Source organism: Leisingera sp. ANG-S5, from assembly GCF_000813925.1.
Lineage (GTDB): Bacteria > Pseudomonadota > Alphaproteobacteria > Rhodobacterales > Rhodobacteraceae > Leisingera.
Map to the genome: position 1 here is coordinate 355,455 of NZ_JWLH01000005.1, position 24,890 is coordinate 380,344.

The 24,890-nt window shown below is 64.2% G+C and carries 21 protein-coding genes and 1 tRNA gene; 11 read left to right on the forward strand and 11 right to left on the reverse strand.

Annotated features, from left to right (window positions below):
* Nucleotides 1–29: 29 nt before the first annotated feature.
* Nucleotides 30–452, reverse strand: coding sequence for a glyoxalase (locus tag RA25_RS10015; protein WP_039172342.1), 423 nt, complete (start codon nucleotides 450–452; stop codon nucleotides 30–32).
* Between the two features lie 142 nt (nucleotides 453–594).
* Here RA25_RS10015 and ade point away from each other — a divergent pair, with 142 nt between their 5' ends.
* From ade to msrA, 8 genes are all read left to right on the forward strand, one after another.
* Entirely contained in the window at nucleotides 595–2,397 is a 1,803-nt protein-coding gene (gene ade / locus RA25_RS10020) for an adenine deaminase (protein ID WP_039171959.1), read from the forward strand.
* Complete coding sequence (locus tag RA25_RS10025; RefSeq protein WP_039171961.1) at nucleotides 2,394–3,860, forward strand: AMP nucleosidase; 1,467 nt, start codon at nucleotides 2,394–2,396, stop codon at nucleotides 3,858–3,860. The genes ade and RA25_RS10025 overlap by 4 nt, the downstream gene beginning before the upstream one ends.
* A 139-nt stretch (nucleotides 3,861–3,999) precedes the next feature.
* Nucleotides 4,000–4,287 (forward strand): HU family DNA-binding protein, encoded by a 288-nt coding sequence (locus RA25_RS10030; RefSeq protein ID WP_019297532.1) that lies wholly within the window; start codon nucleotides 4,000–4,002, stop codon nucleotides 4,285–4,287.
* A gap of 165 nt (nucleotides 4,288–4,452) precedes the next feature.
* Nucleotides 4,453–5,076, forward strand: coding sequence for a LysE family translocator (locus tag RA25_RS10035; RefSeq protein WP_039171964.1), 624 nt, complete (start codon nucleotides 4,453–4,455; stop codon nucleotides 5,074–5,076).
* Between the two features lie 75 nt (nucleotides 5,077–5,151).
* Nucleotides 5,152–6,057, forward strand: a complete 906-nt coding sequence (locus RA25_RS10040; RefSeq protein ID WP_019297530.1) for a DMT family transporter — start codon at nucleotides 5,152–5,154, stop codon at nucleotides 6,055–6,057.
* A 112-nt stretch (nucleotides 6,058–6,169) separates the two neighbouring features.
* Nucleotides 6,170–6,733 carry a DUF4202 domain-containing protein gene (locus RA25_RS10045; protein WP_039171967.1) on the forward strand — a complete coding sequence of 188 codons (564 nt, stop codon included), beginning with the start codon at nucleotides 6,170–6,172 and terminating at the stop codon, nucleotides 6,731–6,733.
* Between the two features lie 101 nt (nucleotides 6,734–6,834).
* A complete protein-coding gene (gene msrB, locus RA25_RS10050; RefSeq protein ID WP_019297528.1) occupies nucleotides 6,835–7,284 on the forward strand; it encodes a peptide-methionine (R)-S-oxide reductase MsrB in 450 nt (149 codons plus the stop codon).
* Nucleotides 7,281–7,796: a peptide-methionine (S)-S-oxide reductase MsrA gene (gene msrA / locus RA25_RS10055; protein WP_039171970.1), complete on the forward strand. Its 516-nt coding sequence runs from the start codon at nucleotides 7,281–7,283 to the stop codon at nucleotides 7,794–7,796. Before msrB ends, msrA begins: the two co-directional genes overlap by 4 nt.
* 147 nt (nucleotides 7,797–7,943) lie before the next feature.
* Here msrA and RA25_RS10060 read toward each other — a convergent pair whose 3' ends face one another.
* The 7 genes from RA25_RS10060 to RA25_RS10090 all read right to left on the reverse strand — a co-directional run bounded on the left by RA25_RS10060 (nucleotide 7,944) and on the right by RA25_RS10090 (nucleotide 19,218).
* Complete coding sequence (locus tag RA25_RS10060) at nucleotides 7,944–9,950, reverse strand: hydantoinase/oxoprolinase N-terminal domain-containing protein (protein ID WP_039171973.1); 2,007 nt, start codon at nucleotides 9,948–9,950, stop codon at nucleotides 7,944–7,946.
* A gap of 72 nt (nucleotides 9,951–10,022) precedes the next feature.
* On the reverse strand, nucleotides 10,023–11,066 hold the full coding sequence (gene queG, locus RA25_RS10065; RefSeq protein WP_039171976.1) for a tRNA epoxyqueuosine(34) reductase QueG: 1,044 nt from the start codon (nucleotides 11,064–11,066) through the stop codon (nucleotides 10,023–10,025).
* A gap of 69 nt (nucleotides 11,067–11,135) precedes the next feature.
* Nucleotides 11,136–11,801 carry an FtsZ-binding protein FzlA gene (gene fzlA / locus RA25_RS10070; protein WP_019297524.1) on the reverse strand — a complete coding sequence of 222 codons (666 nt, stop codon included), beginning with the start codon at nucleotides 11,799–11,801 and terminating at the stop codon, nucleotides 11,136–11,138.
* A gap of 66 nt (nucleotides 11,802–11,867) precedes the next feature.
* On the reverse strand, nucleotides 11,868–12,605 hold the full coding sequence (gene mtgA, locus RA25_RS10075; protein ID WP_039171979.1) for a monofunctional biosynthetic peptidoglycan transglycosylase: 738 nt from the start codon (nucleotides 12,603–12,605) through the stop codon (nucleotides 11,868–11,870).
* A gap of 99 nt (nucleotides 12,606–12,704) precedes the next feature.
* Nucleotides 12,705–17,237: a glutamate synthase large subunit gene (gene gltB, locus RA25_RS10080; RefSeq protein WP_039171981.1), complete on the reverse strand. Its 4,533-nt coding sequence runs from the start codon at nucleotides 17,235–17,237 to the stop codon at nucleotides 12,705–12,707.
* Nucleotides 17,234–17,668, reverse strand: coding sequence for a GFA family protein (locus tag RA25_RS10085; RefSeq protein ID WP_036762486.1), 435 nt, complete (start codon nucleotides 17,666–17,668; stop codon nucleotides 17,234–17,236). The genes gltB and RA25_RS10085 overlap by 4 nt, the downstream gene beginning before the upstream one ends.
* 110 nt (nucleotides 17,669–17,778) lie before the next feature.
* The gene (locus RA25_RS10090) at nucleotides 17,779–19,218 is read right to left on the reverse strand and encodes an NAD(P)-dependent oxidoreductase (protein WP_019297520.1); all 1,440 of its coding nucleotides are present in this window, start codon (nucleotides 19,216–19,218) and stop codon (nucleotides 17,779–17,781) included.
* A gap of 242 nt (nucleotides 19,219–19,460) precedes the next feature.
* On the opposite strand from RA25_RS10090, the gene RA25_RS10095 reads away from it, so the two are divergent.
* Entirely contained in the window at nucleotides 19,461–20,267 is an 807-nt protein-coding gene (locus RA25_RS10095; protein ID WP_039171984.1) for an undecaprenyl-diphosphate phosphatase, read from the forward strand.
* A gap of 61 nt (nucleotides 20,268–20,328) precedes the next feature.
* Here RA25_RS10095 and RA25_RS10100 read toward each other — a convergent pair whose 3' ends face one another.
* Nucleotides 20,329–21,318, reverse strand: a complete 990-nt coding sequence (locus RA25_RS10100) for a complex I NDUFA9 subunit family protein (protein WP_029204950.1) — start codon at nucleotides 21,316–21,318, stop codon at nucleotides 20,329–20,331.
* 248 nt (nucleotides 21,319–21,566) lie between these two features.
* Here RA25_RS10100 and RA25_RS10105 point away from each other — a divergent pair, with 248 nt between their 5' ends.
* Together RA25_RS10105 and RA25_RS10110 are read left to right on the forward strand one after the other, a co-directional pair.
* Nucleotides 21,567–22,034, forward strand: a complete 468-nt coding sequence (locus tag RA25_RS10105) for a globin domain-containing protein (protein ID WP_241477387.1) — start codon at nucleotides 21,567–21,569, stop codon at nucleotides 22,032–22,034.
* Between the two features lie 42 nt (nucleotides 22,035–22,076).
* A tRNA-Leu gene (locus tag RA25_RS10110) sits at nucleotides 22,077–22,163 on the forward strand.
* A gap of 139 nt (nucleotides 22,164–22,302) precedes the next feature.
* Here the strand turns inward: RA25_RS10110 and RA25_RS10115 are convergent.
* Together RA25_RS10115 and RA25_RS10120 are read right to left on the reverse strand one after the other, a co-directional pair.
* Nucleotides 22,303–23,778, reverse strand: a complete 1,476-nt coding sequence (locus tag RA25_RS10115; protein WP_039171987.1) for a heme biosynthesis protein HemY — start codon at nucleotides 23,776–23,778, stop codon at nucleotides 22,303–22,305.
* Nucleotides 23,779–23,788: 10 nt separating this feature from the next.
* The coding region (locus tag RA25_RS10120) for a COG4223 family protein (protein WP_052254214.1) at nucleotides 23,789–24,890 on the reverse strand (1,102 nt) is incomplete at its 5' end.

Here is a 24,890-nt window from a genome sequence, read left to right on the forward strand (position 1 = left end):
CCGGGTAAAAGGGGAGGAATTCCCAGCCCTTACCCCTTGGGCCTGCTTGGCACCCAGGCATAGCCGTTTTCACACAGGATATAGGCCTCGCGCAGGCCATGCGGCTTGTCCGCGGGTGCCTGCAGGATGGTGAAGCCAGCGGCTTCCGCCCGCGCCGCAGCCGCATCCGGGTCAGTGTCATAAAGCCGAATCTCAATCCCGGCCCCGCGCGGCGGGTTTTCCGGCAGCAGCCCCAGCAGCGGATTTTCTGCATAGGTGCCGTCGCTGTGCAGCTGAAACACCTGATCGCCATAGGTGACAATGGCAAAATCATTGCTCACCTGATAGCCTTTCATCGCAAAAACAGTCTCTAAAAAAGCGATTTCTGCCGGCACATCCCGCACCAGAAGATTGATCCCGATGCCCCGCAGGGAGCGGCCGAAACCGTCGGCATCTGTATTTTCGTAATCCATACGGACCAGTGTCGCCCCGTTGCGGCTCTGCGGCAACGCCAAATGCGCCAGCCTTCGGCGCCTTTCCACCATCCGCATGAAGCTTTGATAGCAAAGCCAGCAATCCGCTTGCCTTCCCGCCCGCAATCGGAACAATTGGATTATGTCAGAAAACATTTTTCCGAGCTGGCCCGACTCCGCCCCGCAATTGATCGAAGTAGCCGCAGGCCGCGCGCCCGCTGACACGGTGATCCGCCAGGGCATCTGGGTCAATGTCCACACCCGCGAACAGCTGCCGGGCCATGATATTGCGATCAAGGCCGGGCGTATCGCCTATGTCGGGCCGGATGCCTCCTATTGCACCGGGCCAGACACCCAGATCATCGATGCCAACGGGCGTTACATGATCCCCGGCCTGTGCGATGCCCATATGCATATCGAGAGCGGCATGCTGACGCCTGCGGAATTTGCCCGCGCGGTTATCCCGCATGGTACCACCTCGATGTTCACCGACCCGCATGAGATTGCCAATGTGCTGGGTCTGGACGGGGTGCGCTATATGCATGACGAGGCGCTGATGCAGCCGGTCAATATCTTCACCCAGATGCCCAGTTGCGCGCCCTCGGCGCCGGGGCTGGAAACCACCGGTTATGAAATCTTTGCCGAGGACGTGGCTGAGGCGATGAACTGGCCCGGCATCATCGGGCTGGGGGAGATGATGAACTTCCCCGGCGTCGCCAACGCCGACCCCAAGATGCTGGCCGAAATCGCCGCAACCCAGCGCGCAGGAAAAACCGTGGGCGGCCATTACGCCTCCCCCGACCTTGGCCCGGACTTCGCGGCCTATGTGGCCGGCGGCCCAGCCGATGACCACGAGGGCACCTGCGAGGCTGACGCCATCGCGCGAGTGCGCCAGGGTATGCGGTCGATGATGCGGCTCGGCTCTGCCTGGTATGACGTCGAGAGCCAGATCACCGCCGTCACCGAGAAGGGCCTGGACCCGCGCAACTTCATTCTCTGCACCGATGACTGCCACTCCGGCACGCTGGTCAACGACGGCCACATGAACCGGGTGGTGCGCCACGCCATTGCCTGCGGCTGCGACCCGGTGATTGCGCTGCAGATGGCGACCATCAACACCGCCACCCACTTCGGGCTGGAGCGGGAGATCGGCTCCATCACCCCGGGCCGCCGCGCCGATGTGATCCTGACCTCGGACTTGAGCGAACTGCCGATCGAGGTGGTCATCGCCCGCGGGCAGATCGTGGCGGAATCAGGCTCTATCAAGGTCGACTGCCCGCACTACGACTGGCCCGCCAGCGCCCGCGGCACCGTACACCTGGGCCATGAGCTGACCGCCAAAGACTTCGAACTGGCCGCGCCGGAGGGCGCCAATGCGGTCACCGCCAATGTGATCGGCGTGGTTGAAAACCAGGCCCCGACCAAGGCGCTGCAGGCAGAGCTGCCGGTGGTCGACGGACTGGTCGAGGGCAGCGGCGACGTCTGCCAGATCGCGCTGGTCGAACGCCACCGCGCCACCGGCGGCGTCACCAACGCGTTTGTCTCCGGCTTCGGCTACAGCGGTAAAATGGCGATGGCCTCCACCGTGGCGCATGACAGCCACCACATGATTGTTGTCGGGAGCGACCGCGCGCAGATGGCGCTGGCGGCCAACCGGCTGGCGCAGGTGGGCGGTGGCATCACCATTTACAGGGACGGGCAGGAACTGGCGCTGATCGAACTGCCGATCGCTGGCCTGATGTCCGACAGCCCCGCCACCGAGGTCGCCGCCAAGGCACAGGTGATGGTGGAGGCGATGCAGGCCTGCGGCTGCAGCCTTAACAACGCATATATGCAGCACTCGCTTTTGGCGCTGGTGGTGATCCCGGAACTGAGGATCTCCGACCTGGGCCTGGTCGACGTGCGCACATTCCAGAAAATCCCGGTAATCGAGCCTGCCCAATGATAACAACAAAACACCCCGGCCATCCGCCGGACGAAAGCTTCAACGACGCAACCGAGGCCGTGGACCGGCTGGAGCTGCTTTATAAACAGGCCACCGGGTTCCTCTGCGATGAGTTCATCCGCGCAATGGCGGACGGCGCGCCGGACAACCAGCGCATCCGCGCCTACTACCCGGAGATCCGGTTCTCCACCCTGACCTTCGCACAGGTGGACAGCCGTCTCAGCTTTGGCCACGTCTCCGCACCCGGCACCTATGCCACCACGGTGACCCGGCCGGACCTGTTCCGCAATTACCTGATCCAGCAAATCACCCTGCTGATCCGCAACCACGGCCAGCCGGTCACCATCAGCGTCTCGGACACCCCGATCCCGGTGCATTTCGCAGTGGCCTCGCGCCCGGACCTGACGGTGCCGCAAGAGGGTGCGGCGGGCTTCACCCTGCGCGATGTGTTTGACGTGCCGGACCTGTCGACCACAAATGACGACATCGTCAACGGCACCTATCAGCCCCCCAACGGCACCGGCCCGCTGGCGCTATTTACTGCCCAGCGGATCGACTACTCGCTGGCGCGGCTCAGCCATTACACAGCCACCAGCCCGGAGCATTTCCAGAACCACGTTCTGTTCACCAACTACCAGTTCTACGTGGCGGAGTTCGAAGCCTATGCCCGCGCCCAGCTGGCGGATCCGGACAGCGGTTATACCAGTTTTGTCAGCACCGGCGATCACGCGATAACCGGTCCTGACGCGGTGATCCCCGAGGCCGGCAAGCTGCCGCAAATGCCCACCTACCATCTGAAGCGCGAGGACGGGAACGGCGTCACCCTGGTCAACATCGGCGTCGGCCCCTCCAACGCCAAGACCGCAACCGACCACATCGCGGTGCTGCGCCCGCACGCCTGGCTGATGGTCGGCCATTGCGCGGGCCTGCGGAACACCCAGGCGCTGGGGGACTTCGTGCTGGCGCATGGTTACCTGCGCGAGGATCACGTGCTGGACGACGACCTTCCAATCTGGACCCCGATCCCGGCGCTTGCGGAAATCCAAGTCGCGCTGGAGGAGGCGGTGGCCGAGATCACCGAATACGAAGGCTTCGACCTGAAGCGGATCATGCGCACCGGCACTGTCGCCACCATCGACAACCGCAACTGGGAGCTGCGCGACCAATCCGGCCCGGTGCAGCGCCTCAGCCAGTCCCGCGCGGTGGCGCTGGACATGGAAAGCGCCACCATCGCCGCCAACGGCTACCGCTTCCGGGTACCCTACGGCACGCTGCTCTGTGTTTCGGACAAGCCGCTGCATGGTGAGTTGAAGCTGCCGGGCATGGCGTCGGACTTTTACCGGACCCAGGTTGCGCGCCATCTGCAAATCGGCATAAGAGCTATGGAACGCCTGCGCGGCATGCCTTTGGAGCGCCTGCACAGCCGGAAATTGCGCTCCTTCGACGAAACAGCCTTCCTCTAAGGCGGTTTTTTGCAGTTTTCCTAGAAAAAATGCCCATTTTGGACTGTGCGGAGCACACAAGAAGTTGTGTTATCATACAACATAACGATAATGTCACGCGATGAGGCCCCACAGTTCGGGCAGTTTAAGGAGACGAAGAATGTCCAAACCGATGACCAAAACCCAGCTTGTTGCCGCTCTGGCAGAGGAAATGGGCAGCGACAAGAAAGTCGCAGGTTCCGCACTGGAAGCGGTCTGCTCGCTGATCACCCGCGAAGTGTCGGGCGGCGGTGCCGTGACCCTGCCGGGCGTCGGCAAAATCTACTGCCGCGAGCGTCCCGAGCGCGAAGTGCGCAACCCGGCCACCGGTGAGAAGTTCACCAAGGAAGCCGACAAGGTGGTGAAAATGACCATCGCCAAAGCGCTGAAAGACAGCGTGAACGGCTGATACCGGACCTGATCCGGACGGTTTGAGGGCTGCCCGCTGCGGGCGGCCCTTTTCTTTTGCCCCCGCACATACGGCCAACAGTTCGCCCGCCGCCGCAGCGTTGCTGATTGCAATGCCGGGTCCAGAGGCGCAGGCTGAGATCAACGCACAAGAGGGGGCCGCACCATGGAGAACGTCAATCTGCTGCTGATCCTGGGTGCCGCTTTGCTGGCCGGCGTCAGCCCCGGCCCGGCCACCCTGACCATCGCCGGCACTGCCATGCAGCGCGGCCGCGCCGCCGGGCTGGCACTGGCGGCCGGCGTCAGCAGCGGCTCACTGATCTGGTCGGTCTCTGCCGCATTTGGCCTGGGTGCGGTGATGCTGGCCAATGCCTGGATGTTCGAAGTGGTCCGCTACTTCGGCGCCGCCTACCTGATGTATCTGGCGATCCGCTCGGCGCGTTCTGCCCTGCGCTCCGGCGCCCCGGAACTGCGCCCCTCGGCAGCGCCCTCGCTGCGCGCAGCTTACGCAAAGGGGCTGGCGCTGCACCTGACCAATCCGAAGGCGATCCTGTTCTTCGGCTCGCTCTACGCCATCGGCATTCCGCCCGGCACCGCGCCCACGGCGCTGCTGGTGGTGATCGCCGCCATCGCAGTGCAAAGCACGCTGATCTTCCACGGCTACGCGATCCTGTTTTCCAGCGCCGCCGCCAGCCGCATCTACATCCGCCTGCGCCGCGTGTTCGAGGCCCTGTTCGCCGCCGCCTTTGGCGCCGCCAGCTGGCAGATCTTTGCAGCCCGGCTCAGCTGACAGGGCTTGAAGAACGGGGCTTGATCCCGCCGCCCGCTTCCCCGACAGTCCGCCGCAGCAGAAAGGGTTGGGACAATGGACGCACGCGCAATAGCCATGGGGCTTGCCTTTGCCCTGATGTGGTCCTCGGCCTTCACCTCGGCGCGGATCATCGTGCAGGACGCCTCGCCGCTGTTCTCGCTGGCCGTGCGCTTCCTGATCTCTGGCCTGATCGGCGTCGCCATTGCCCGCGCCATGGGCCAGACATGGCGGCTGACTCCGGGCCAGTGGCGCGCGACGGTAATCTTCGGCGTCTGCCAGAACGCGCTCTACCTCGGCCTCAACTTTGTCGCCATGCAATGGATCGAGGCCTCCCTGGCCGCCATCATCGCCTCCACCATGCCGCTCTTGGTGGCGCTGGCCGGCTGGATGCTGTTCGGCGAGCGGCTGCGGCCCCTCGGCTATGCCGGGCTGCTGGCAGGCATCCTGGGCGTCGCCCTGATCATGGGCACCCGCCTCAGCGCCGGCGTGGACCTGACGGGCGTCTTCCTCTGCGTGATTGGCGTGCTGGCCCTCACCACCGCAACCCTCGCCCTGCGCGGCGCCACCTCCGGCGGCAACTTCATGATGGTGGTGGGGCTGCAGATGCTGATCGGCTCCGCCATCCTGTTCGTGGCCGCACCGCTGAGCGAGGAAATATTCGTCAACCCCACCTGGCGGCTGGCGGCGGCCTTTACCTACACCACCATCGTGCCGGGACTGATGGCGACCTTCATCTGGGTGCTGCTCCTGAACCGCATCGGCGCGGTGCGCGCCGCCACCTTCCACTTCCTGAACCCGGTATTCGGCGTCGCCGTCGCCAGCGTGCTGCTGGGCGAGAAACTGGGGCCGCTCGATGTGCTGGGCGTTGCCATCGTCACCGGCGGCATCCTGGCGGTCCAGCTCTCCCGCCAGCCTGCACAGCCGCAAACAGGGCCCTCCCGCGCGGCAAAGCCGGGCTGACACCCGCCCCTGCCCCTTGGGCCCGGCGCCGCTGCCGCGGCGCGGCCCCGTTGCAAGTCCTTGCGTTTCCGCCGTAACCTGATCCCCAAAGACATAAGCAGGAGGACGCGGCATGAGCGCGCAACTATCCCAGGTGCTGGACGCAATCGACGCCGCCAATGCCAAGGATCCGACCCTGGAAGACGGCCAGCCCGCCGCGCTGCTTTACGGCCAGCGGATGAGCGCAGAGCAGCAACGCCTGTTCCCGGACGCAGCCGAGCCATTGCAGATCGCCGCCCGCGGCCAGCATGTGGAGCGCTGGAAGCTGGAGCGCAGCGCCTTCCCCGAAGGCCGCGCCGGCTACCTCGCCTGGCGCAAGGCCGAGGCCGAGCACCACGCCGAAGTGGTCACAGCCCTGATGCAGGACGCGGGCTATGGCGCAGAGGACGTGGACGCCGCAGCCAAAATGCTGCGCAAGGAGGGCATCAAGCGCGACGATCAGGTGCAGGCGCTGGAGGACATCATCTGCTTTGTCTTCCTGAAATGGTATTTTGAACCCTTCGCCGCCAAACACCCGGCAGACAAGGTGCAGCGCATTGTCGAAAAGACCGCCCGCAAGATGTCGGCTGACGCCCGCGCCCGGGTGCTGGGCGAGTTCACCCTGCCCGCAGAGCTGGCCGGCGCCTTCGCCGCCTGAGCCGCCCCGCACACGGCTTTGCGAGCAGCCTGTAACAGGGCTTTGCATTTGCGGCTACAGACCCCATGTTCTGCTGCAACGCGAACAGGCGGGAGGACACCATGACCAAATACTTCAAAAACCCGGACGCCGTTGCAGCACTGTCGGAAGAAGAGTTCTATGTGACCCAGAACGCGGGCACCGAACGCCCGGGCACCGGCAAGCTGCTCTATAACAAGGAGCCAGGCATCTATGTCGACATCGTCTCGGGCGAACCGCTGTTTGCCTCCTCCGACAAATACGAATCCGGCTGCGGCTGGCCCAGCTTCACCAAACCGATCGAATCCGCGCATATCCAGGAACTGGAAGACCGGACCCTCGGCATGATCCGAACCGAGGTCCGCTCCACCCATGGCGACAGCCACCTGGGCCACGTCTTCCCCGACGGGCCGATGGACCGGGGCGGCCTGCGCTACTGCATCAACTCCGCCTCCCTGCGGTTTGTCCATCTGGACGACATGGAGGCCGAGGGCTATGGCGCCTACATCAACCAAGTGGAGGTCGTAAAATGAGCACCACCGAACGCGCCGTCCTGGCAGGCGGCTGTTTCTGGGGCATGCAGGAACTGATCCGCAAACGCCCCGGCGTTATCAGCACCCGCGTCGGCTATACCGGCGGCGATGTCCCGAATGCCACCTACAAGAACCACGGCACCCATGCCGAGGGAATTGAGATCATTTTCGACCCCGCCGTCACCTCCTTCCGGGAACAGCTGGAGTTCTTCTTCCAGATCCACGACCCGACCACGGTCAACCGCCAGGGCAATGACCTGGGGATGAGCTACCGTTCCGCGATCTACTACACGGACGAGACGCAAAAGGCCGTGGCCGAAGACACCATCGCAGATGTGAACGCCTCCGGCCTCTGGCCCGGCAAAGTGGTCACCGAACTGGCGCCGGTTGGCGACTTCTGGGAGGCTGAGCCTGAGCATCAGGACTATCTGCAGCGCCTGCCCAATGGCTACACCTGCCATTTCGCCCGCCCCGATTGGGTGCTGCCGAAACGGAACGCCGCCGCAGAATAGGCTCTAACAAGGCCCTTCCTTCAGCCCCGCCCTCCGGCGGGGCTTTACGCTTCCAGAGCAATCCAATCCCCGCGCTTCTTTCTGGTCAGAAATACCCCCACCGGAGGCCGCGGGTTTTCCACGAAAACCCGCTACCTGGAAACAGGTTCAATCGTGCGCCACCCGCGGCCGCCCGCTGGCTTCCACCGTCAGCGTGCCTTCAACAAACACTTCCCGCGACTCCACCTGCGCGGTGCGGATATCCCGTTCCACATGCACGTGGATGTCCTCGGCGCCCGCTTCCTCTGCTGCACCGCGGGCCTCACCCGCCAGCGCTGCCTCCAGCGCCGCCAGCGCCTCGTCTGAGGCCTGGTAATCCACCGGCCCGCTCTCCAGATGCACGCGGTATTTGCCCTCAGAAGGCGAAGTCACGGTGCCGCTGCGCCGCATGGTCACCCGCCCAACCACTGCACCGATGGCATTGGCCACGCCCGCGTGTTCCGGCAGGATCATGTTGCAATGCAGCCGCTCCCCCACCGCCGGGTAGTAGCTGGGGGCAGAGGCACCCAGCCCCACCACATCGACATTCAGCGACGCATCCAGCGCCAGCAGCCCGCGGTGCTTTGCCAGCCCGCGCTGCATCAGCACATGCCGTGCCAACTGATCCTCCGGCAGGCCAAAGCTTTCAGCTTCTTCCGCAAAAGCAGACTCCAGCAAGGTCAAAGCGGTCTGTTCGGTCAGCTGATCAATGATCATCTGCGCCAGCGTTCCGGCGTCTTTCGCGACCATGTCGCCGCTGCCCACCCGGCGGCGGGCAAACAGCGTCAGCGCTTTCTCTGCCGCTTCGCGGTCCCAGGCCTCCACCCGGCCCAGCACATGGCTGGCATCCGAGGGTGTCACGCCGGAAACCTGCACCAGCCCGCGGTCCACCAGCCGGCCCAAGGAGCCATGCTCCATCCGGGTGCGCAGGATCTGGCCCAAGGGATGCACCTGCATCCCGATCCGCGCCAGCAGCCCGGCCTCCCGCTCGCTCAGGCCCGCCACCGGCACCCCCGGCACCGCCCGCACAAAGCGCCCGTCAAACTCGCCCACGGTGGAATTGCGCAACTGCTCGTCCAGCGCCGCATGCACCACCTCCGGCGCGTCGGTGGCAATCAGCGAGACCGGCACTACCCGGCGCGGCCCCAGGGTCAGCCCGCCGGACAGCCCGCTGGTGTTCAGATGCACCTGGCTGTCACCGCCCAGGCCCGTGGTGCGCATCGCCACCGCCTCCACCATGGTGCGGAACGCCCCGACCCGCGCGCCTGCGGGGTCAATCGCGGGCTTGCCGTCCTTGATCAGCGCCACATCCGTGGTGGTGCCGCCGATGTCGCTCACCAGCGCATGATCCGCCCCGGTCATCCAGCGCGCACCGACAATCGACGCCGCCGGGCCGGACAGGATGGTCTCAATCGGCCGCTCCCGCGCCTGCTCGCCGCTCATCAGCGCGCCGTCGCCGCGCACCACCATCATCGGCGCCTCGATCCCCAGATCGCGCAGCGTGTCCTGCGCCCGCCCGATCAGCCGGTCAATCATGCCGATGAGGCGCGCATTCAGCACTGCCGTCACCGCCCGCTTGGGCCCGTTCAGCTTGGCCGACAGCTGGTGTGAGCAGGTGGCCGGCGCGCCGGTCATCTCATGAATGATCCGCGCTGCTTCCACCTCATGCGCCGGATTGCGGGTGGCAAAGACACTGGCCACGGCAAAACCCGTCACCCCCTGGCCCTCGGTGCGCAGGAACAGCTCCAGCGCCTCTGTGTCCAGGGGCGCAGCCTCGCTGCCGGCATGGGTATGACCGCCGCCGATCACCAAGGCCGGATCGCCCTTCAGCGCGTCCCGCAGCCCGTGCCGGTCCAGATCATCCTCCTTAAAGCCGATATAGATCAGCGCCACCCGGCCGCCCTGCCCCTCGACCAGCGCATTGGTGGCCAAAGTGGTGGAGAGCGCCGCCAGCGAGACCTCCTGCGGCTGTACCCCGGACTGCTCCAGCACCGCCCGGATTGCGCCGCCGACACCAATTGCCAAATCCTGGCGCGTCGTCAGCGACTTGGCAGAGGCGATCACCTCCTTCTCGTCGCGGATCAGCACCGCATCGGTATAGGTTCCGCCCGTGTCCACTCCCAGCAGCAACGCCATGCCCAGCCCTCTCAAACTCTGTTCGCCGGACCGGGTGTAACGCCTATTTGCGGCCCGTCCATCCTGTTTGCGTCACGAAAGCCGTTGAACCGCCCATCGCGCCGCATCCGCCACCGCCGGGTCCGGATCCTCCGCCAGCCGCTGCGCCACCGCGCGCAGCTCCGCCAGGCCCGAGTTGCCAATCGCATAGAGCACATTGCGCACAAACCGGTCGCGCCCGATACGCTTGATCGGCGAGCCGGAGAACTTCTCCCGGAATGCCGCATCATCCAGCACCGCCAGCTCCGCCAGCCTCGGCGCCTTCAGCTCGTCGCGCGCGGCATAGCGCATGTCGCTGGCCGCCACCGCAAATTTGTTCCAGGGGCAAGCCGCCAGACAGTCATCGCAGCCATAGATCCGGTTGCCCAGCTTGCCGCGCAGCTCCTCCGCCACCGGCCCCTTGTGCTCAATAGTCAGGTAGGAAATGCAGCGCCGCGCATCGACTTGATAGGGCGCCGGAAAAGCATCGGTCGGGCAGCTGTCCAGACAGGCCCGGCAGGACCCGCAGCGGTCCGGCTCCGCCTGATCCGCAGGCAGCTCCAGCGTGGTGAAAACAGACCCTAAAAAGGCCCAGTTGCCCCAATCCCGGCTCACCAGATTGCTGTGCTTGCCCTGCCAGCCCAGTCCCGCCGCCATGCCCAAGGCCTTTTCCGGCACCGGCGCGGTATCGACAAAAACCTTCACCTCGCAATCCGCCCCGGCCTCCGCAATCAGCCACCGCGCCAGGCGCTTCAACCGCTTCTTGACCAGGTCGTGGTAATCCTTGTTCCGGGCATAGACAGACACCGCCCCGCGATCCGCCTGCCCCACCACCGCCATCGGGTCCTCATCCGGGGTGTAGCTCTCGGCCAGCATGATCACCGACCGCGCCTCGGGCCACAGCTGCGCCGGGTCGCCGCGCCAATGGCTGCGCTCCGCCATCCACCCCATCTGCCCGTGATAGCCCGCGTCCAGAAACGCCTGCAGCCGCCCCGGCACCTGCGGCACGTCCCAGGGCCGGCAGATGCGGCAGGACACAAACCCCTCGGCCAGCGCCTGAGCGACCAGTTTTTCCTTGATGCCGGCTCCGTCTTTCATCTTTGCCCAAATACTCCGGGGGAGCGGCCCATCAGGGCCGCGGGGGCAGCGCCCCTCAACCGGTTGATATCAGAAATCCAGATCGGTGTAATGCGGCGGCGGCCGGAAGCCCGGAACCTGATCCGCCAGGATCGACCGGAACGCAGGCCGCGACTTGATCTTGGCATACCAGTCCTTGACCACCGCCGAGCGGTTCCAGTCCACATCCGAGATGTAGTCCAGCGACGACAAATGTGCCGCCGCGGCGAAATCCGCCAGCGTCATCATATCCCCGGCCAGCCAGCGCCGGTGGTCCAGCAGCCAGGCCATGTAATCCAGATGGTACTTGATCGCCTTGGCGCCGGCCTTGACGTTGCGGCTGTCGGGATAACCCTCGCCGGTGATCTTCTTGTTCACCCGCTCATACAGCAGCTTTGACGTGACCTCATGGTGGAACTTGTCGTCAAACCAGCTCACCAGGCGGCGCACCTCATAGCGGCCCTCGGCATCTTTGGGCATCAGCGGCGGCTCGGGCCGGGTTTCCTCCAGGTATTCGCAGATCGCCGCGCTTTCGGCCATCATCTGGCCGTCCAGCCGGATCACCGGCACCTTGGCGGCCGGGTTGCGGCGCAGAAAGTCCGGGTCCTGCTCCCAGTAGCGCTCCTCGACCAGCTCAACCTCGATCTTCTTCTCTGCCAGCGACAGCCGCACCTTGCGGCAATAGGGGGACAGGGGAACGTGGTACAGGCGCGCCATGGCTACAGGGGGTCTCCAGAAAACTTACAACGGTTGTTTCAGCAATGCCTTGGGCAGCAGAAAGATTCAATCCTCGAAACAATCCGCGCGCCCGTCTGCGCGAATGGTAGCCGCCCCGTCCTGGATCTGCCGCGCCCGGCGCTGCACAAAGTTTGAGGGCTTGCGGGCCGACCGCTCTTTGGGATTGGGCAGCACCGCGGCAATCAGCGCCGCCTGCCGCGCGCTCAGCTGATCCGGGCCAACCCCGAAATACTTGCGCGCCGCCGCTTCGGCGCCGAACACGCCCTCGTCCATTTCGGCCACGTTCAGGTAAACCTCAAGAATGCGCCGCTTGCTCCAGAAGATCTCCACCATCGGGGTCAGCAGCGTCTCCAGCACCTTGCGCGGCCAGCTGCGGCCTTGCCACAGGAACACGTTCTTCACCACCTGCTGCGAAATGGTCGAGCCGCCGCGGCTGCCGCCGGCCTCGATCGCGGCCTGAATGGCACGGGCATCAAAGCCCCAATGGCGGCAGAACTGCGCATCCTCCGCCGCCACGACAGAACGCGCCAGCACCGGCGAAATTTCCTCCAGCGGCACCCACATACGGTCAACCTCGCCCAGTCGGCGCTGTTCAGCCCAGATGGTGTGGGTGATTGGCGGGTTCACCACGGAATAAAGCAGGATCAGCAGCAGGAACACTGCTGAAACCGCCAGCGCCGCGCGCAAAACCCAGCGCCGCAGCCAGCGCAGCGGCTGGACCTTCAGCCTTGCCGCCTTCTTGCTGCTCTTGGATTTCTTTTTCTTTGCCACTGCCTTCGCCATGACTCTCTATAGGCCAGCATGCCCCCGGGAACCAACCGCCAAAAAGAAAACCCCGCAAGCATTTGCCTGCGGGGTTCTGATTGTCGTCTCTAACTTGGCTTATTCCGCCGGAACCGCGGCCTGCTCCTGCATCACAGGATGCGGCAGCTTGTCGAGCATCTCCTTCGGGCAGACCTGCAGGAAGTTTGCCTTCTCGCTCTCCCAATGCTGCAGGATTTCTGCAGCCTTGCGGCTTCCTGTTTCGTCCAGGTGACGGGCAATCAGGCCTTTCAGCTCCGCCTCCCAATGTGCGACGGAGACCGGGCAGGTGACCAGCGATTCCATGTTCATCAGGCTCGCAGCCTTGCCTTCCGGATCATAGAGATAGGCCATGCCGCCGGTCATGCCCGCGCCGAAGTTGGCGCCGATCGAGCCTAGGATCACCGCAACGCCGCCGGTCATGTATTCGCAGCCGTTGGAGCCGCAGCCCTCGATCACCACTTTGGCGCCGGAGTTGCGCACCGCAAAGCGCTCGCCCGCGCGGCCGGCCGCAAACAGGTAGCCATCGGTGGCGCCGTACAGCACGGTGTTGCCGATGATGGTGTTTTCGCTCGCCACCAGCGGGCTCACCTGCGGCGGGCGCACCACGATGATGCCGCCCGACAGGCCCTTGCCGACATAGTCGTTGGCATCGCCCGACACTTCCAGCTTCAGCCCCGGCGCCGCAAAGGCGCCCAGCGCCTGGCCGGCAGAGCCCTGCAGCTTCACTGTCAGGTGATCCGGCTGGAACGAATTCCGCATGCCGAAGTTGCGCACGATATGGCTGGAGGTGCGGGTGCCCACGGTGCGGTGGGTGTTCTGCACCGCATAAGACAGCTGCATCTTCTCGCCGTCCTGCAGGAAGCGGGCCGCGTCGCGCACGATCTCCGCATCCAGCGTGTCCGGCACCGCGTTGCGGTCCTTGTCGCGGTTGTAGACGATGTTGGCGGAGCCATCGACGGTGATCAGCAGCGGGTTCAGGTCCAGGTCGTCCAGATGCGCAGAACCGCGCGACACCTGCGCCAGCAGGTCGGCGCGTCCAATCACCTCGTCCAGCGAACGGGCGCCGATGGAGGCGAGGATTTCCCGCACTTCCTGGGCATAGAAGGTGATCAGGTTCACCACCTTGTCCGCACTGCCGGTGAACTTGGCACGCAAGCTCTCGTCCTGGGTGCAGACCCCCACCGGGCAGGTGTTGGACTGGCACTGGCGCACCATGATGCAGCCCATGGCGATCAGCGCCGCGGTGCCGATGCCGTATTCCTCGGCGCCCAGCATTGCCGCCATCACGATATCACGCCCGGTGCGCAGGCCGCCGTCGGTACGCAGCGTAACCCGGTCGCGCAGGTTGTTCATCGCCAGCACCTGATGCGCCTCGGTCAGGCCCATCTCCCACGGCAGGCCCGCGTATTTGATCGAGGTCGCAGGCGACGCCCCGGTGCCGCCGTTGTGGCCCGAGATCAGGATGATATCGGCCTTCGCCTTGGCCACGCCGGCCGCGATGGTGCCAACGCCCGAAGATGCCACCAGCTTGACCGTCACCTTGCAGCGCGGGTTGATCTGCTTCAGGTCATAGATCAGCTGCGCCAGATCCTCGATCGAATAGATGTCGTGGTGCGGCGGCGGCGAGATCAGCGTGACACCCTTGGTGGAGTGGCGCAGGCGGGCAATCAGGTCGGTAACCTTCATCCCCGGCAGCTGGCCGCCCTCACCGGGCTTGGCGCCCTGGGCCACCTTGATTTCCAGTTCTTCGCACTGGTTCAGATATTCGGCGGTCACGCCAAAGCGGCCCGACGCCACCTGCTTGATCTTGGCAGAGGGGTTGTCGCCGTTCGGCTCCGGCACGAAATGTGCTGGATCTTCACCGCCCTCACCCGAGTCCGACTTGGCGCCGATCCGGTTCATCGCCACGTTCAGCGTCTTGTGCGCCTCCGGGCTCAGCGCGCCCAGGGACATGCCCGGGGTCACGAAGCGTTTGCGGATCGAGGTGATCGATTCCACTTCCTCAATCGGCACCGCCTTACCCAGCGGCTTGATCTGCAAGAGGTCGCGCAGATGGATCGGCGGATTGCTCTGCATCTTCGCCGAATACTGCTTCCACAGCTCATAAGACGCGCGGTTGCAAGCCATCTGCATCATATGCATGGAGGTCGCTTCCCACGCATGTGTCTCACCCGACTTGCGCGCCTTGTAGAAGCCCCCAATGGGCAGGATGCCTTCCGGTGCTTTCCAGGCCTTGGCGTGGATTTCCTCCGCCTTGGTCTGGATGCCAGTGACACCGATGCCGGAAATGCGTGAGGTCATGCCCGGGAAGTATTCCGCACACATGGCGCGGGACAGACCCACTGCCTCAAAGTTCAGACCGCCGCGGTAGGACGACACGACCGAGATCCCCATCTTGGCCATGATCTTCAAGAGGCCCTGGTCGATGGCTTCGCGGTAGCGGGCAACATTGTCGGTCAGCGACCCGTCCAGCAGCCCGCGCTCAATGCGGTCCGCCAGCGAATCCTCAGCCAGATAGGCATTCACCACGGTGGCGCCGCAGCCGATCAGCACCGCAAAGTAATGCGGGTCGATGCATTCGGCAGACCGGACGTTCAGCGAGCAGAAGGTGCGCAGGCCCTTGCGGGTCAGATGCGAATGCACGGCAGAGGTTGCCAGGATCATCGGCATCGCCACCTTGTCCGCGCCGGAATGCTGGTCGGTCAGCACAATGTGGCCGGCGCCGGAACGCACGGCTTCCTCGGCCTCGGCCCGGATCCGCGCCAGTGCGGCGTTCAGCGAGCCGCGGCCCGGCGCAAAGGAACAGTCGATCTCTGCCAGCGGCGCGTTGAACTGCTCCACCAGCTTGTCCCACTGGGCATTGCCGACAAACGGGCTTTCCAGCACGATGATCTCAGTCTGGGAGCTGTCCTCGTCCAGCACGTTCTTCAGGTTGCCGAAGCGCGTCTTGAGGCTCATCACCCGGAATTCACGCAAGCTGTCGATCGGCGGGTTGGTCACCTGGGAGAAGTTCTGGCGGAAGAAGTGGCTCAGCGGCCGGTACATCTTGGACAGAACCGCAGACGGGGTGTCGTCGCCCATAGAAGCCAGCGATTCCTTGCCGTCCTCGGCCATCGGCGCCAGGATCTGCTCCAGCTCCTCAATCGTGTAGCCCGCGGCCACCTGGCGGCGGCGCAGCTCCTCGCCGCTGAACAGCGGCTGCTCGGTCACTTGGGCCAGGGTTGCGTCCAGATCGTTGATCCGCTTGACCCAATCGCCGAACGGCAGCGCGCGCGCCAGCTTGTCCTTGATCTCGGTGTCGCGGAACAGTTTGCCCTTTTCCATGTCCACGGCCAGCATCTGGCCCGGGCCCAGCGCGCCCTTCTCGACCACCGATGCCTCGTCAATCGGCACCATGCCCGCCTCAGAGCCCGCAATCACCAGCCCGTCGCCGGTCACCACATAGCGCATCGGGCGCAGGCCGTTGCGGTCCAGGCCTGCGCAGACCCAGCGGCCGTCGGTCATTGCCAGCGCCGCGGGGCCGTCCCAGGGCTCCATCACGGAGTTGCAGTAGGAATACATGTCGCGCCAGGCCTGCGGCAGTTCCACCGCCTGCTTGGACCAGCTTTCCGGCACCAGCATGGTCTTTGCCATCGGCGCCGAACGGCCCGCGCGCACCAGAACCTCGAACACGCCGTCCAGCGCGGCAGAGTCGGAGGCACCGCCCGGCACGATCGGCTTGATGTCCTCGGCATAGTCGCCAAAGGTCGCCGACGCCATGCGGATCTCATGGCTCTTCATCCAGTTCAGGTTGCCCTTCAGCGTGTTGATCTCGCCGTTATGCGCCAGCATGCGGAACGGCTGCGCCAGCCACCACTGCGGGAAGGTGTTGGTGGAATAGCGCTGGTGATAGATCGCAAAGGCGCTCTCGAACCGCTCATCCATCAGGTCCGGGTAAAACACCGCAACCTGCTCGGCCAGCATCATCCCCTTGTAGATGATCGAGCGGCAGGACAGCGACGCGATATAGAGGCCCGAGATAGCCGCGGCATTGGCCGCTTTTTCGATCCGGCGGCGGATCACATACAACTCGCGCTCAAACGTTTCCTCGTCCACGCCCTTGGCGTTGGAAATCAGGATCTGCTCGATCTCGGGGCGGGTCGCGTTGGCCTTTTCACCCAGGCAGGTCACATCAACCGGCACATGGCGCCAGCCATAGATGGAATAGCCCATGCGCAGGACTTCGGTCTCGACGATGGTCCGGCAGCGCTCCTGGGCGCCGAAATCGGTGCGCGGCAGGAACACCTGGCCCACCGCCATCAGCTCATCCTGACGCGGCTCGTGGCCGGTGCGGCGGATCTGGTCATAGAAGAACGGAACCGGGATCTGCACATGGATGCCCGCGCCGTCGCCGGTCTTGCCGTCGGCATCCACCGCGCCGCGGTGCCAGATCGCCTTCAGCGCGTCGATGCCGGCCTCAACCACCTTGCGGCTTTTCTTGCCGTCGACCGAGACCACCAGGCCCACGCCGCAGGAGGAATGCTCTTCTTCCTCGGAATACAGGCCGTTTTCAGCCATCCACTTGCGCTTGGCTTCCTCGGCGCGCACCCAATCGGCATCATATTTGGTCATTGGCTGGTTCCTTCTACGGAGGGGGCAAACATCTCGATCACGTCGGCGCCGGTCAGTTTCCGGCTGCTGCTGTCGAAGGCGTAGCCCGCTGGCTTCTTGTCGATGTAAAGTTCCAGGCGCAACTCGTTGCCGCCTGCGTTTTCAAACAGGCCAGCCGACATTTGCGTCTGGCCCTTATGTTCTCCCGCGGTCATCCGGTACCACAGCGCCGATCCGCATTTGCCGCAGAACGCCCGCTCGGCCCAGCCGGAGGACTCATAGGTTTGCACCGGCCCCAGCGCCGCATAGCCGCTGGCCGCCTGAAAGCTCAGGAACGGGCCGCTGGCCCAGCGCTGGCACATTTCGCAGTGGCAGGCGGAAACGGACGCGCGCGCCGGGGTGGCGGTGACGGTCACCGCGCCGCACATGCATTGTCCCTTCAACTCGCTCATTTCCATGTTCCTTCTGCTGGCTGGGTCAGCATTACTGACCTTGCTGCGGTTCGCTCGCTGCTCCGCCGGTGCACAGGGGGTGCACAGACGGTGTACGGGGGGGTGCCGGCTTATTCCGCCGCCACCACGGCCTTGCTGTTGAAATTCTCGAGGATCGCTTCGGCGCAGTCGCGGCCGTCCTTGATCGCCCAGACCACCAGCGACGCGCCGCGCACGATGTCGCCCACCGCATAGACGCCGTCCAGTTCGGTGGCGCCGGTCTTGAACGCCGCCTTGACGGTGCCCCAGCGAGTCACCGGCAGTTCCGGCTGGTTCCACAGGGTGGGCAGCTCTTCCGGCTCAAAGCCCAGGGCTTTGATCACCAGATCGGCCTCCTCGACGTAGTCCGCGCCTTCGATCACTTCTGGCGCCTGACGGCCCGAAGCATCCGGCTGGCCCAGGCGCATCTTTTGCACCATCACGCCAGACACCTTGCCGCCCTCGTCGGTGAAACCCTTGGGCGCCGACAGCCATTCAAAGATCACCCCTTCTTCCTCGGCGTTCTGGGTCTCCCGCTGGGAGCCCGGCATGTTGGCGCGGTCGCGGCGGTAGAGGCATTTAACGCTGGTCGCGCCCTGACGGATCGAGGTGCGCACGCAGTCCATCGCAGTATCGCCGCCGCCGATCACCACAACCTTCTTGCCTTCGGCATTCAGGCTGCCGTTGTCGAACTCAGCAACTTCATCGCCAAAGCTCTTCTTGTTGGAGGCACACAGGAAGTCGATCGCCTTGACGATGCCTTCGGAACCGCTGCCCGGCATTGCCAGATCGCGCGACTTATAAACGCCGGTGGCGATGATCACCGCGTCATGCTTGCCACGGATTTCCTCAAACGAGATGTCCTCGCCCACATTGCAATTCAGCACAAAGGTCACGCCACCGTCAGCCAGCAGCTTGTTGCGGCGCTCAACCACATCCTTTTCCAGCTTGAAGCTGGGGATGCCGTACATCAGCAGCCCGCCGGCGCGGTCATAGCGGTCATAGACCGTGACCTGCACACCGGCCTTGCGCAGCATATCCGCTGCCGCCAGGCCGCCGGGGCCGGCACCGATGATGCCAACGCTTTCGCTGCGCTCGGCCAGCGGTGCAGCGGGTTTCACCCAGCCGTTTTCCCAGGCGGTGTCGGTGATGTATTTCTCCACTGAGCCGATTGTCACAGTGCCGTGGCCCGACTGTTCGATCACGCAGTTGCCTTCGCACAGGCGGTCCTGCGGGCAGATGCGGCCGCAGATCTCCGGGAAGGTATTGGTGGCCTGGCTGGTGGCATAAGCCTCTTCCAGGCGGCCGGTCGCGGTCAGGCGCAGCCAGTCGGGGATGTTGTTGTGCAGCGGGCAGTGGCTCTGGCAATAGGGCACACCGCACTGGCTGCAGCGGCTGGCCTGCTCCTCAGCCTTGGCAGCAGCGTACTCCGCGTAAATCTCATTGAAGTCTTCCTTGCGTACACTCGCGTCACGCTTTTGAGGCATGTCGCGTTCGATCTGCACAAATTTCAGCATCGGTTGCTTGGCCACGGGCTGGACTCCATCGTTTGTCTGGCTGCGCTGGCACCCTTGCAGGTACGGTTACGCTTTTATGTCAATCATGCTGACCTATTTTGCCAGCGCTTTACTCCTGATATCGTGTTTCGTGGAAATGTACAGAATTTTTAGGTCCACATCGGACCCTAATAATGACTTTCCAATCCAGAGCCGGGATTTATACAGAGTCGCGACAGTTTACGGCCCGTCCGCGGCCCTTGAGGAATGATTTCAGCATGCCGCTTTTCCAGCTGATCCTTGTTGCATTGATCCAAGGCATCACCGAATTCCTGCCTGTTTCCTCCTCCGGCCACCTGATTCTGCTGCCCGGCCTCACCGGGCTGGAGGACCAGGGCCAAGTGATCGACGTCGCCGTGCATGTCGGCACACTGGCGGCTGTGATGATCTATTTCTGGGGTGATGTGCGCGAGGGGCTGATCGGCCTGCCCCGCGCCCTGACCGGCCGAATGGACACACCCGGCGCGCGGCTGGCCATGGGGCTGATCGTGGCCACCATTCCCACCGTCCTGTTCGGCGCCCTGCTGCATTTCACCGGCCTCAGCGATGTGCTGCGGTCCATTACCGTGATCGGCTGGACCATGCTTGGTTTTGGATTGGTACTCTACTGGGCCGACCAGAAGGGCGCCGAGGTGAAACAGGCAGGTGATTGGGGCCTGCGCGACGCGCTAATCATGGGGCTGTGGCAAATGCTGGCGCTGATCCCCGGCACCTCGCGCTCCGGCATCACCATCACCGGTGCGCGGCAGCTGGGATATACCCGCGAGGACGGCGCCCGCATTGCCATGCTGATGTCGATTCCGACCATTATCGCCTCCGGCGTTCTGCTGGGAACCGAGGTGGCGCTGGAGGCCAACACCGCGCTGCTGCGCGATGCCGGGATCGCCGCCCTCTTGGCAATGCTATCGGCGCTGGCCGCGCTCAGCCTGATGATGCGGCTGCTGCGCTCCGTCAGCTTCACACCTTATGTGATCTACCGGGTGATCCTGGGTGTTGTGCTGCTGACCGTCGCGTACACCAGCTGAGGCGCAAAGAAAAAGCGCGGGGGAAATCCCCGCGCTCTCAGACCTTGAAATACCTTGCAGATCAGGCGCCGTTGCGCAGGTTGCGGGCAGAGCCTGTCATCTCGTCGTACTGGCCGGAGGGGCGGAACTTCCACAGGTAGTCTGGCAGCACGGAGCCAACCGTCACCGGGTCAATGCCCAGATCCGCAAACCCCTTGGCGCCGTCAGACACCACATTGTCCGACTTCAGGCTTTTCAGCTGGTCACGGGTCAGCATCTTGTTCTCGATCAGCTGGAAGCTGACGAACTGCAGCACGTCAAAGCCAAAAGCCACCAGCTTGGCAGCAAAGCCCGGCAGCGAGATGATGACACGGCGGCGGTGGATCACCTCCAGCATCTGCTCCATCAGCGCACGGAAGGTTTTCACTTCCGGCCCGCCCAGCTCATAGACGCCGCCTTCTGCTTCGCCCAGCGCGCCCTTGACCGCAGCTTTGGCCACGTCATCGGCAAACACCGGCTGGAATTTGGTGCCGCCAGCCGCAATCGGCAGGAAGGGTGACAGGCGGGTCATGCCGGCAAAGCGGTTGAAGAAGCCGTCCTCGGCCCCGAAGATCACCGACGGGCGCAGGATCACGGCACCCGGGAAATGCTGCTGCACCGCAGCTTCACCAGCGGCCTTGGTGCGGGAATATTCGCTGGCGGCATCCGCATCGGCACCAATCGCCGAGATATGCACCAGATTGGCAACGCCCTGCTCAGACGCGATGCGGGCGATGCGGCCCGCGCCCTCTGCGTGGATGGCGCCAAAGGTGTTCTTGCCCAGCTCGTTCAGCACGCCGACACAGTTCACAACTGCATCCGCCCCCTGCATCACCGACGCGACCGACATATCGTCGCGGACGTTGCAGAACACCGGCTCCACCTGGCCCGGAACACCGTAGGGCTTCACATGCATGGCTTCATTGGGACGGCGCACGGCGACCCGCACGCGCCAGCCTTCCTTGGCCATGCGCCGTGCGATGTAGCGGCCCACGAAACCGGATCCGCCATAGATCGTGACCAGTTTGGACATCATTTGGCTCCTGAACTTAGCTGCCCCTATGCTGTAGCGCCGCAAGAGACGCCGAACAAGGCGCAAAACGTGGGAATACGGTCACTGTGACGGCTGAAAACGCGGGAAACACCGGTCCTTCGCTGCAATTGCAGCGAATTGGTTAACCCGGCCTTCAGTCCTGCCAGCTAGAAGGAAAATGCTGCAGCAAAATCACATATTTCTGCGGTTGTTACTGGTGCAGGCAGTTGTTCAGGAGGCCAATCAAAATGACGGACGAAGACAACAAGGACCTGATCCGCAAAAGCATCGAAAACGAGAAGATGGATCTCGACGCATTTGTTCCGGCTTTCTATGCCAAATTCTTTGCCGCCTGTCCGGACATACGCGGTCTGTTTCCAGAAGATCTGGCCCAGCAGGAAGAAAAGCTTCTGGCATCACTGACCCATATTGCAGAAGCATTGGACGATTCCGAACGGCTGGATGCGATCCTGAAGCTGCAGGGCGAAAAGCATCGCAAGCTGGAGGTGTCGGATGACCATTTCGATGGCTTCATCAACAGTTTCACCGGCGCCCTGTCGGACACGCTTGGCCCGGACTGGAACCGCGAAACACAGCAGGCATGGACCGGTTTCCTGACCGATGTGGCCGTAAAAATGAACTTTTATGACGCGGGTCTAAGAACCGGCCGGCTGAATTTTTTTCCCGCCTTGCTGTTCGGCTTGTTTTCCGTTTGACGCTGCCTGCGACTCCGCTTATACGCCGGTTCCACGACACCTGCCCAGGTGGCGGAATTGGTAGACGCGCTAGCTTCAGGTGCTAGTGTCCGTATGGACGTGGAGGTTCGAGTCCTCTCCTGGGCACCATTCCCCGAAATACAATTGAACACTGCCAGCGCAGGACAGTTGTGCCTGCGGGCAGCGTGCCGTTTCAGCTACCCAAAAAGAAAAACGGCAGGGCTCGCCTGCCGTTCTCAAACAGCCTTCTGCTGATCTACAGCCGGTCTCAGTTCACTTCTTTGACCGTGTCCTGCACATCGCCGCCGGATTCCTCCGCCGCGTCCACGATCTCCGCATCCTCCACCGGTTCCGCGCTCTTGTCCTCCAGCGCGCCGGTGATCAGCGGCAGCATGTGGGCGGCCGCAACGCTGGCAACCTCCGGCGTCTCCGGGCGCTTCCAGGACAAGGTGTCAAAGCTGGAGCAATGCTCGCAGACCGGTGCCCATTCCGCGTGGATGTGGTTGCAGCTGTCGCAGACCCATTGCGGCCCGCGCGGTGCGGTCAGCGCCTTGGCCAGCCATCCCTGCACCACCTTGTCGCTGGCGCCTTCGCCGCGCTCAATCGCAGCCATCAGCGTCAGCGCGCGGGCATCCGGGGCCCGTTTGGCCAGGTCATTCAGCCAGCGGCGGGCTTCGGGGAAATCCTCTGCCACGATGTTCAGCTCCGCCATCACCAGCCGGGCCTCATCATTCAGCGGCTTGATACGCGCCAGCTGGTCAAACCGTTTGACGCGCTCAGCAGGGGTTTCCTCCGGCTCGATTTCGGCAAAGGCATGAGCCAGATCCGGATGCGGCTGGTTTTCCCAGGCTTTCTTCAAGAGCCGCACAGCCGGGCGTTTCTTGCCCTTGGCGATATAGGCGCGGGCGGCCATGGCGGCAGCCGGGACCAGATCCGGCGACAGGCGGTTTGCTTCGATCGCCTGCTCCTGCTGCTCGACCGTTGCGCCCTCATCCAGAATGCCCTTGGAGGCCGACAGCGCCAGCACGGCATCGCGGCGTTTGTACACATCGCGCGGCAGGGTGCCGGTCTTGAGCTTGGTCGACAGCGTCTTGCGTGCGCCGGCCCAGTCTTCCGCTTGGGCCTGCAAACGCAGCAGGGTGTCTTGCACCTCCTCATGCTTGGGCCGCAGTGCCAGTGCCTTTTCAGCCAGCTGGCGGGCAGTGTCAGTGTCGCCTTCCGAGAGCTTCTGTTTCATGATGCCGCGCACTCCGACAAATCGGGTCGGCTGGTTGGACAGCAGGCGCTTGTAGGCCTCGGCGGCCTTGTGGGTGTCGCCGCTCATCTCTGCCGCCTGCGCCACCAGCAGATCGGTCAGTTCCGGTTTCTGCAGGTATTTCTCCGCCCGCGCCGCCTTGGCCAGCGCCAGCCTTCCCTCGCCAGAGGCCAGCGCCATCAGCCCGTCGGACAGCGCCTGATAGCCTTTGCGCTCGCGGCCCTTGTCCCAATAGCGCGACAGGGCAGTTTCATCGCCATTCAGGAAATGCAGGGTGGCGACCAGCAGCGACAGCAGCTTGAGGAACAGCCAGACGCCAACAACCAGCACGCCCAGCGCGATGACCGATTGCAGTGCGCTCAGCGTGTATTCGGTGCCGGCGACGGTGATTTGCATTCCGCCGGCAGTTTCCATCAGCAGGCGGCCCCCAAAGGCCAGAAGCGCGACAATTGCGACAAATACGAGGATCTTCAACAACGACCAGAGCATGGCGGCTTCCTTATTTGGCTTGCAGGCTTTGGGCCAGTTCAGCAGCTGCCGTCACAGCAGCCACCCGCGCATTTGCCGCGGCTTCCCAGCTGGACAGGGCGGCACGGGCCGTTTCGGGCAATACGGACAATTCATTCAACGCGTCCGGCAGCTTGCCGGCAGCCACCGCGGCCTCGGCACGGGACAGCACCGCGTCCGGGCCATCGCCCTCCTGCGGGGTGACCGAGCGCGCGCCAAGATGCCGGTTCACATAGTCCAGCAGGCCGCCGCTGCCCTTGGTTTCTTCGCGGGCTGCGGCCAGCGCGTCGCGCGCCGCCGGGGCAAAGCTGTCGCGCAGGGCGGAAATGGTGGCAACACCGCTGTCAGCCGGGCCGGACAGGGCCGCGGGCACGTCCACGCCAAGGTTCGAAAGCTCCTGCACGTTAGCGGCATAGCTGTTGCCGCTGTCCAAGGCTGAGCGCAGTTGTGCAAGCTGGGTCTGGGCGCTGGCAATCCGTGCGGCCTCGGCACTGGCGGCATCCATTGCCTGGGCTTCGGCCAGCATCTGTTCAACTTCAGCACGCTGCGCGGCAAGGCTATCCTGCAGCTTGCCCAGCTCGGTTTCAAACGCAGCGACGGCCTCGGGCGAGGCGCCCTCCGGAGGCCGGGTTTCCAATGCGGACACGCGGGCGGCCAATGCGTCCAGATCCGCCCGCAAAGCCGCATCCGGTGCCGGCGCGCTCTTCAGCGGCTCAATTTCAGCGGTCAGGGCATCAATGCGGGACGCAAGCGGCGCAAGGTCGGGCGCCTGATTGGCTTCCACCTGCTGTTTCAAAGCGGCAAGGGCTGTTTCCAGCTCTGCCTGGCCGGTCTCAAGCGCGGTCAGATCAACACCGCCGCGCATAGAGGCAGGCAGCACACTGTCGAGCCAGCCGCCCTGGCCGGCCACAAAGCCGATTACCGCGGCCACGGCGCCGCCCAGAACCGCAGAGCCGAAGCCGCCGCGTTTTTCCACCACCCGTTCGATTTCGCGGGGCGCCTCAGCCGCGGCAAGCGGCTCAACCGAAGCTTCTTCCCGCTCCGCAGCTGTATCCTGGCCGAAAGACGAAATCCCGGTCTCGGTCTCGGTCTCG

Coding starts and splice junctions, on each gene's coding strand:
- RA25_RS10015 (WP_039172342.1), bottom strand. CDS start 452: ATGGATTACGAAAATACAGATGCCGACGGTTTCGGCCGCTCCCTGCGG.
- RA25_RS10085 (WP_036762486.1), bottom strand. CDS start 17,668: ATGAGCGAGTTGAAGGGACAATGCATGTGCGGCGCGGTGACCGTCACC.
- msrA (WP_039171970.1), top strand. CDS start 7,281: ATGAGCACCACCGAACGCGCCGTCCTGGCAGGCGGCTGTTTCTGGGGC.
- mtgA (WP_039171979.1), bottom strand. CDS start 12,605: ATGGCGAAGGCAGTGGCAAAGAAAAAGAAATCCAAGAGCAGCAAGAAG.
- RA25_RS10100 (WP_029204950.1), bottom strand. CDS start 21,318: ATGTCCAAACTGGTCACGATCTATGGCGGATCCGGTTTCGTGGGCCGC.
- msrB (WP_019297528.1), top strand. CDS start 6,835: ATGACCAAATACTTCAAAAACCCGGACGCCGTTGCAGCACTGTCGGAA.
- RA25_RS10105 (WP_241477387.1), top strand. CDS start 21,567: ATGACGGACGAAGACAACAAGGACCTGATCCGCAAAAGCATCGAAAAC.
- RA25_RS10025 (WP_039171961.1), top strand. CDS start 2,394: ATGATAACAACAAAACACCCCGGCCATCCGCCGGACGAAAGCTTCAAC.
- RA25_RS10060 (WP_039171973.1), bottom strand. CDS start 9,950: ATGGCGTTGCTGCTGGGAGTGGACACGGGCGGAACCTATACCGATGCG.
- RA25_RS10035 (WP_039171964.1), top strand. CDS start 4,453: ATGGAGAACGTCAATCTGCTGCTGATCCTGGGTGCCGCTTTGCTGGCC.
- RA25_RS10030 (WP_019297532.1), top strand. CDS start 4,000: ATGTCCAAACCGATGACCAAAACCCAGCTTGTTGCCGCTCTGGCAGAG.
- queG (WP_039171976.1), bottom strand. CDS start 11,066: ATGAAAGACGGAGCCGGCATCAAGGAAAAACTGGTCGCTCAGGCGCTG.
- RA25_RS10115 (WP_039171987.1), bottom strand. CDS start 23,778: ATGCTCTGGTCGTTGTTGAAGATCCTCGTATTTGTCGCAATTGTCGCG.
- ade (WP_039171959.1), top strand. CDS start 595: ATGTCAGAAAACATTTTTCCGAGCTGGCCCGACTCCGCCCCGCAATTG.
- gltB (WP_039171981.1), bottom strand. CDS start 17,237: ATGACCAAATATGATGCCGATTGGGTGCGCGCCGAGGAAGCCAAGCGC.
- RA25_RS10040 (WP_019297530.1), top strand. CDS start 5,152: ATGGACGCACGCGCAATAGCCATGGGGCTTGCCTTTGCCCTGATGTGG.
- RA25_RS10045 (WP_039171967.1), top strand. CDS start 6,170: ATGAGCGCGCAACTATCCCAGGTGCTGGACGCAATCGACGCCGCCAAT.
- RA25_RS10095 (WP_039171984.1), top strand. CDS start 19,461: ATGCCGCTTTTCCAGCTGATCCTTGTTGCATTGATCCAAGGCATCACC.
- fzlA (WP_019297524.1), bottom strand. CDS start 11,801: ATGGCGCGCCTGTACCACGTTCCCCTGTCCCCCTATTGCCGCAAGGTG.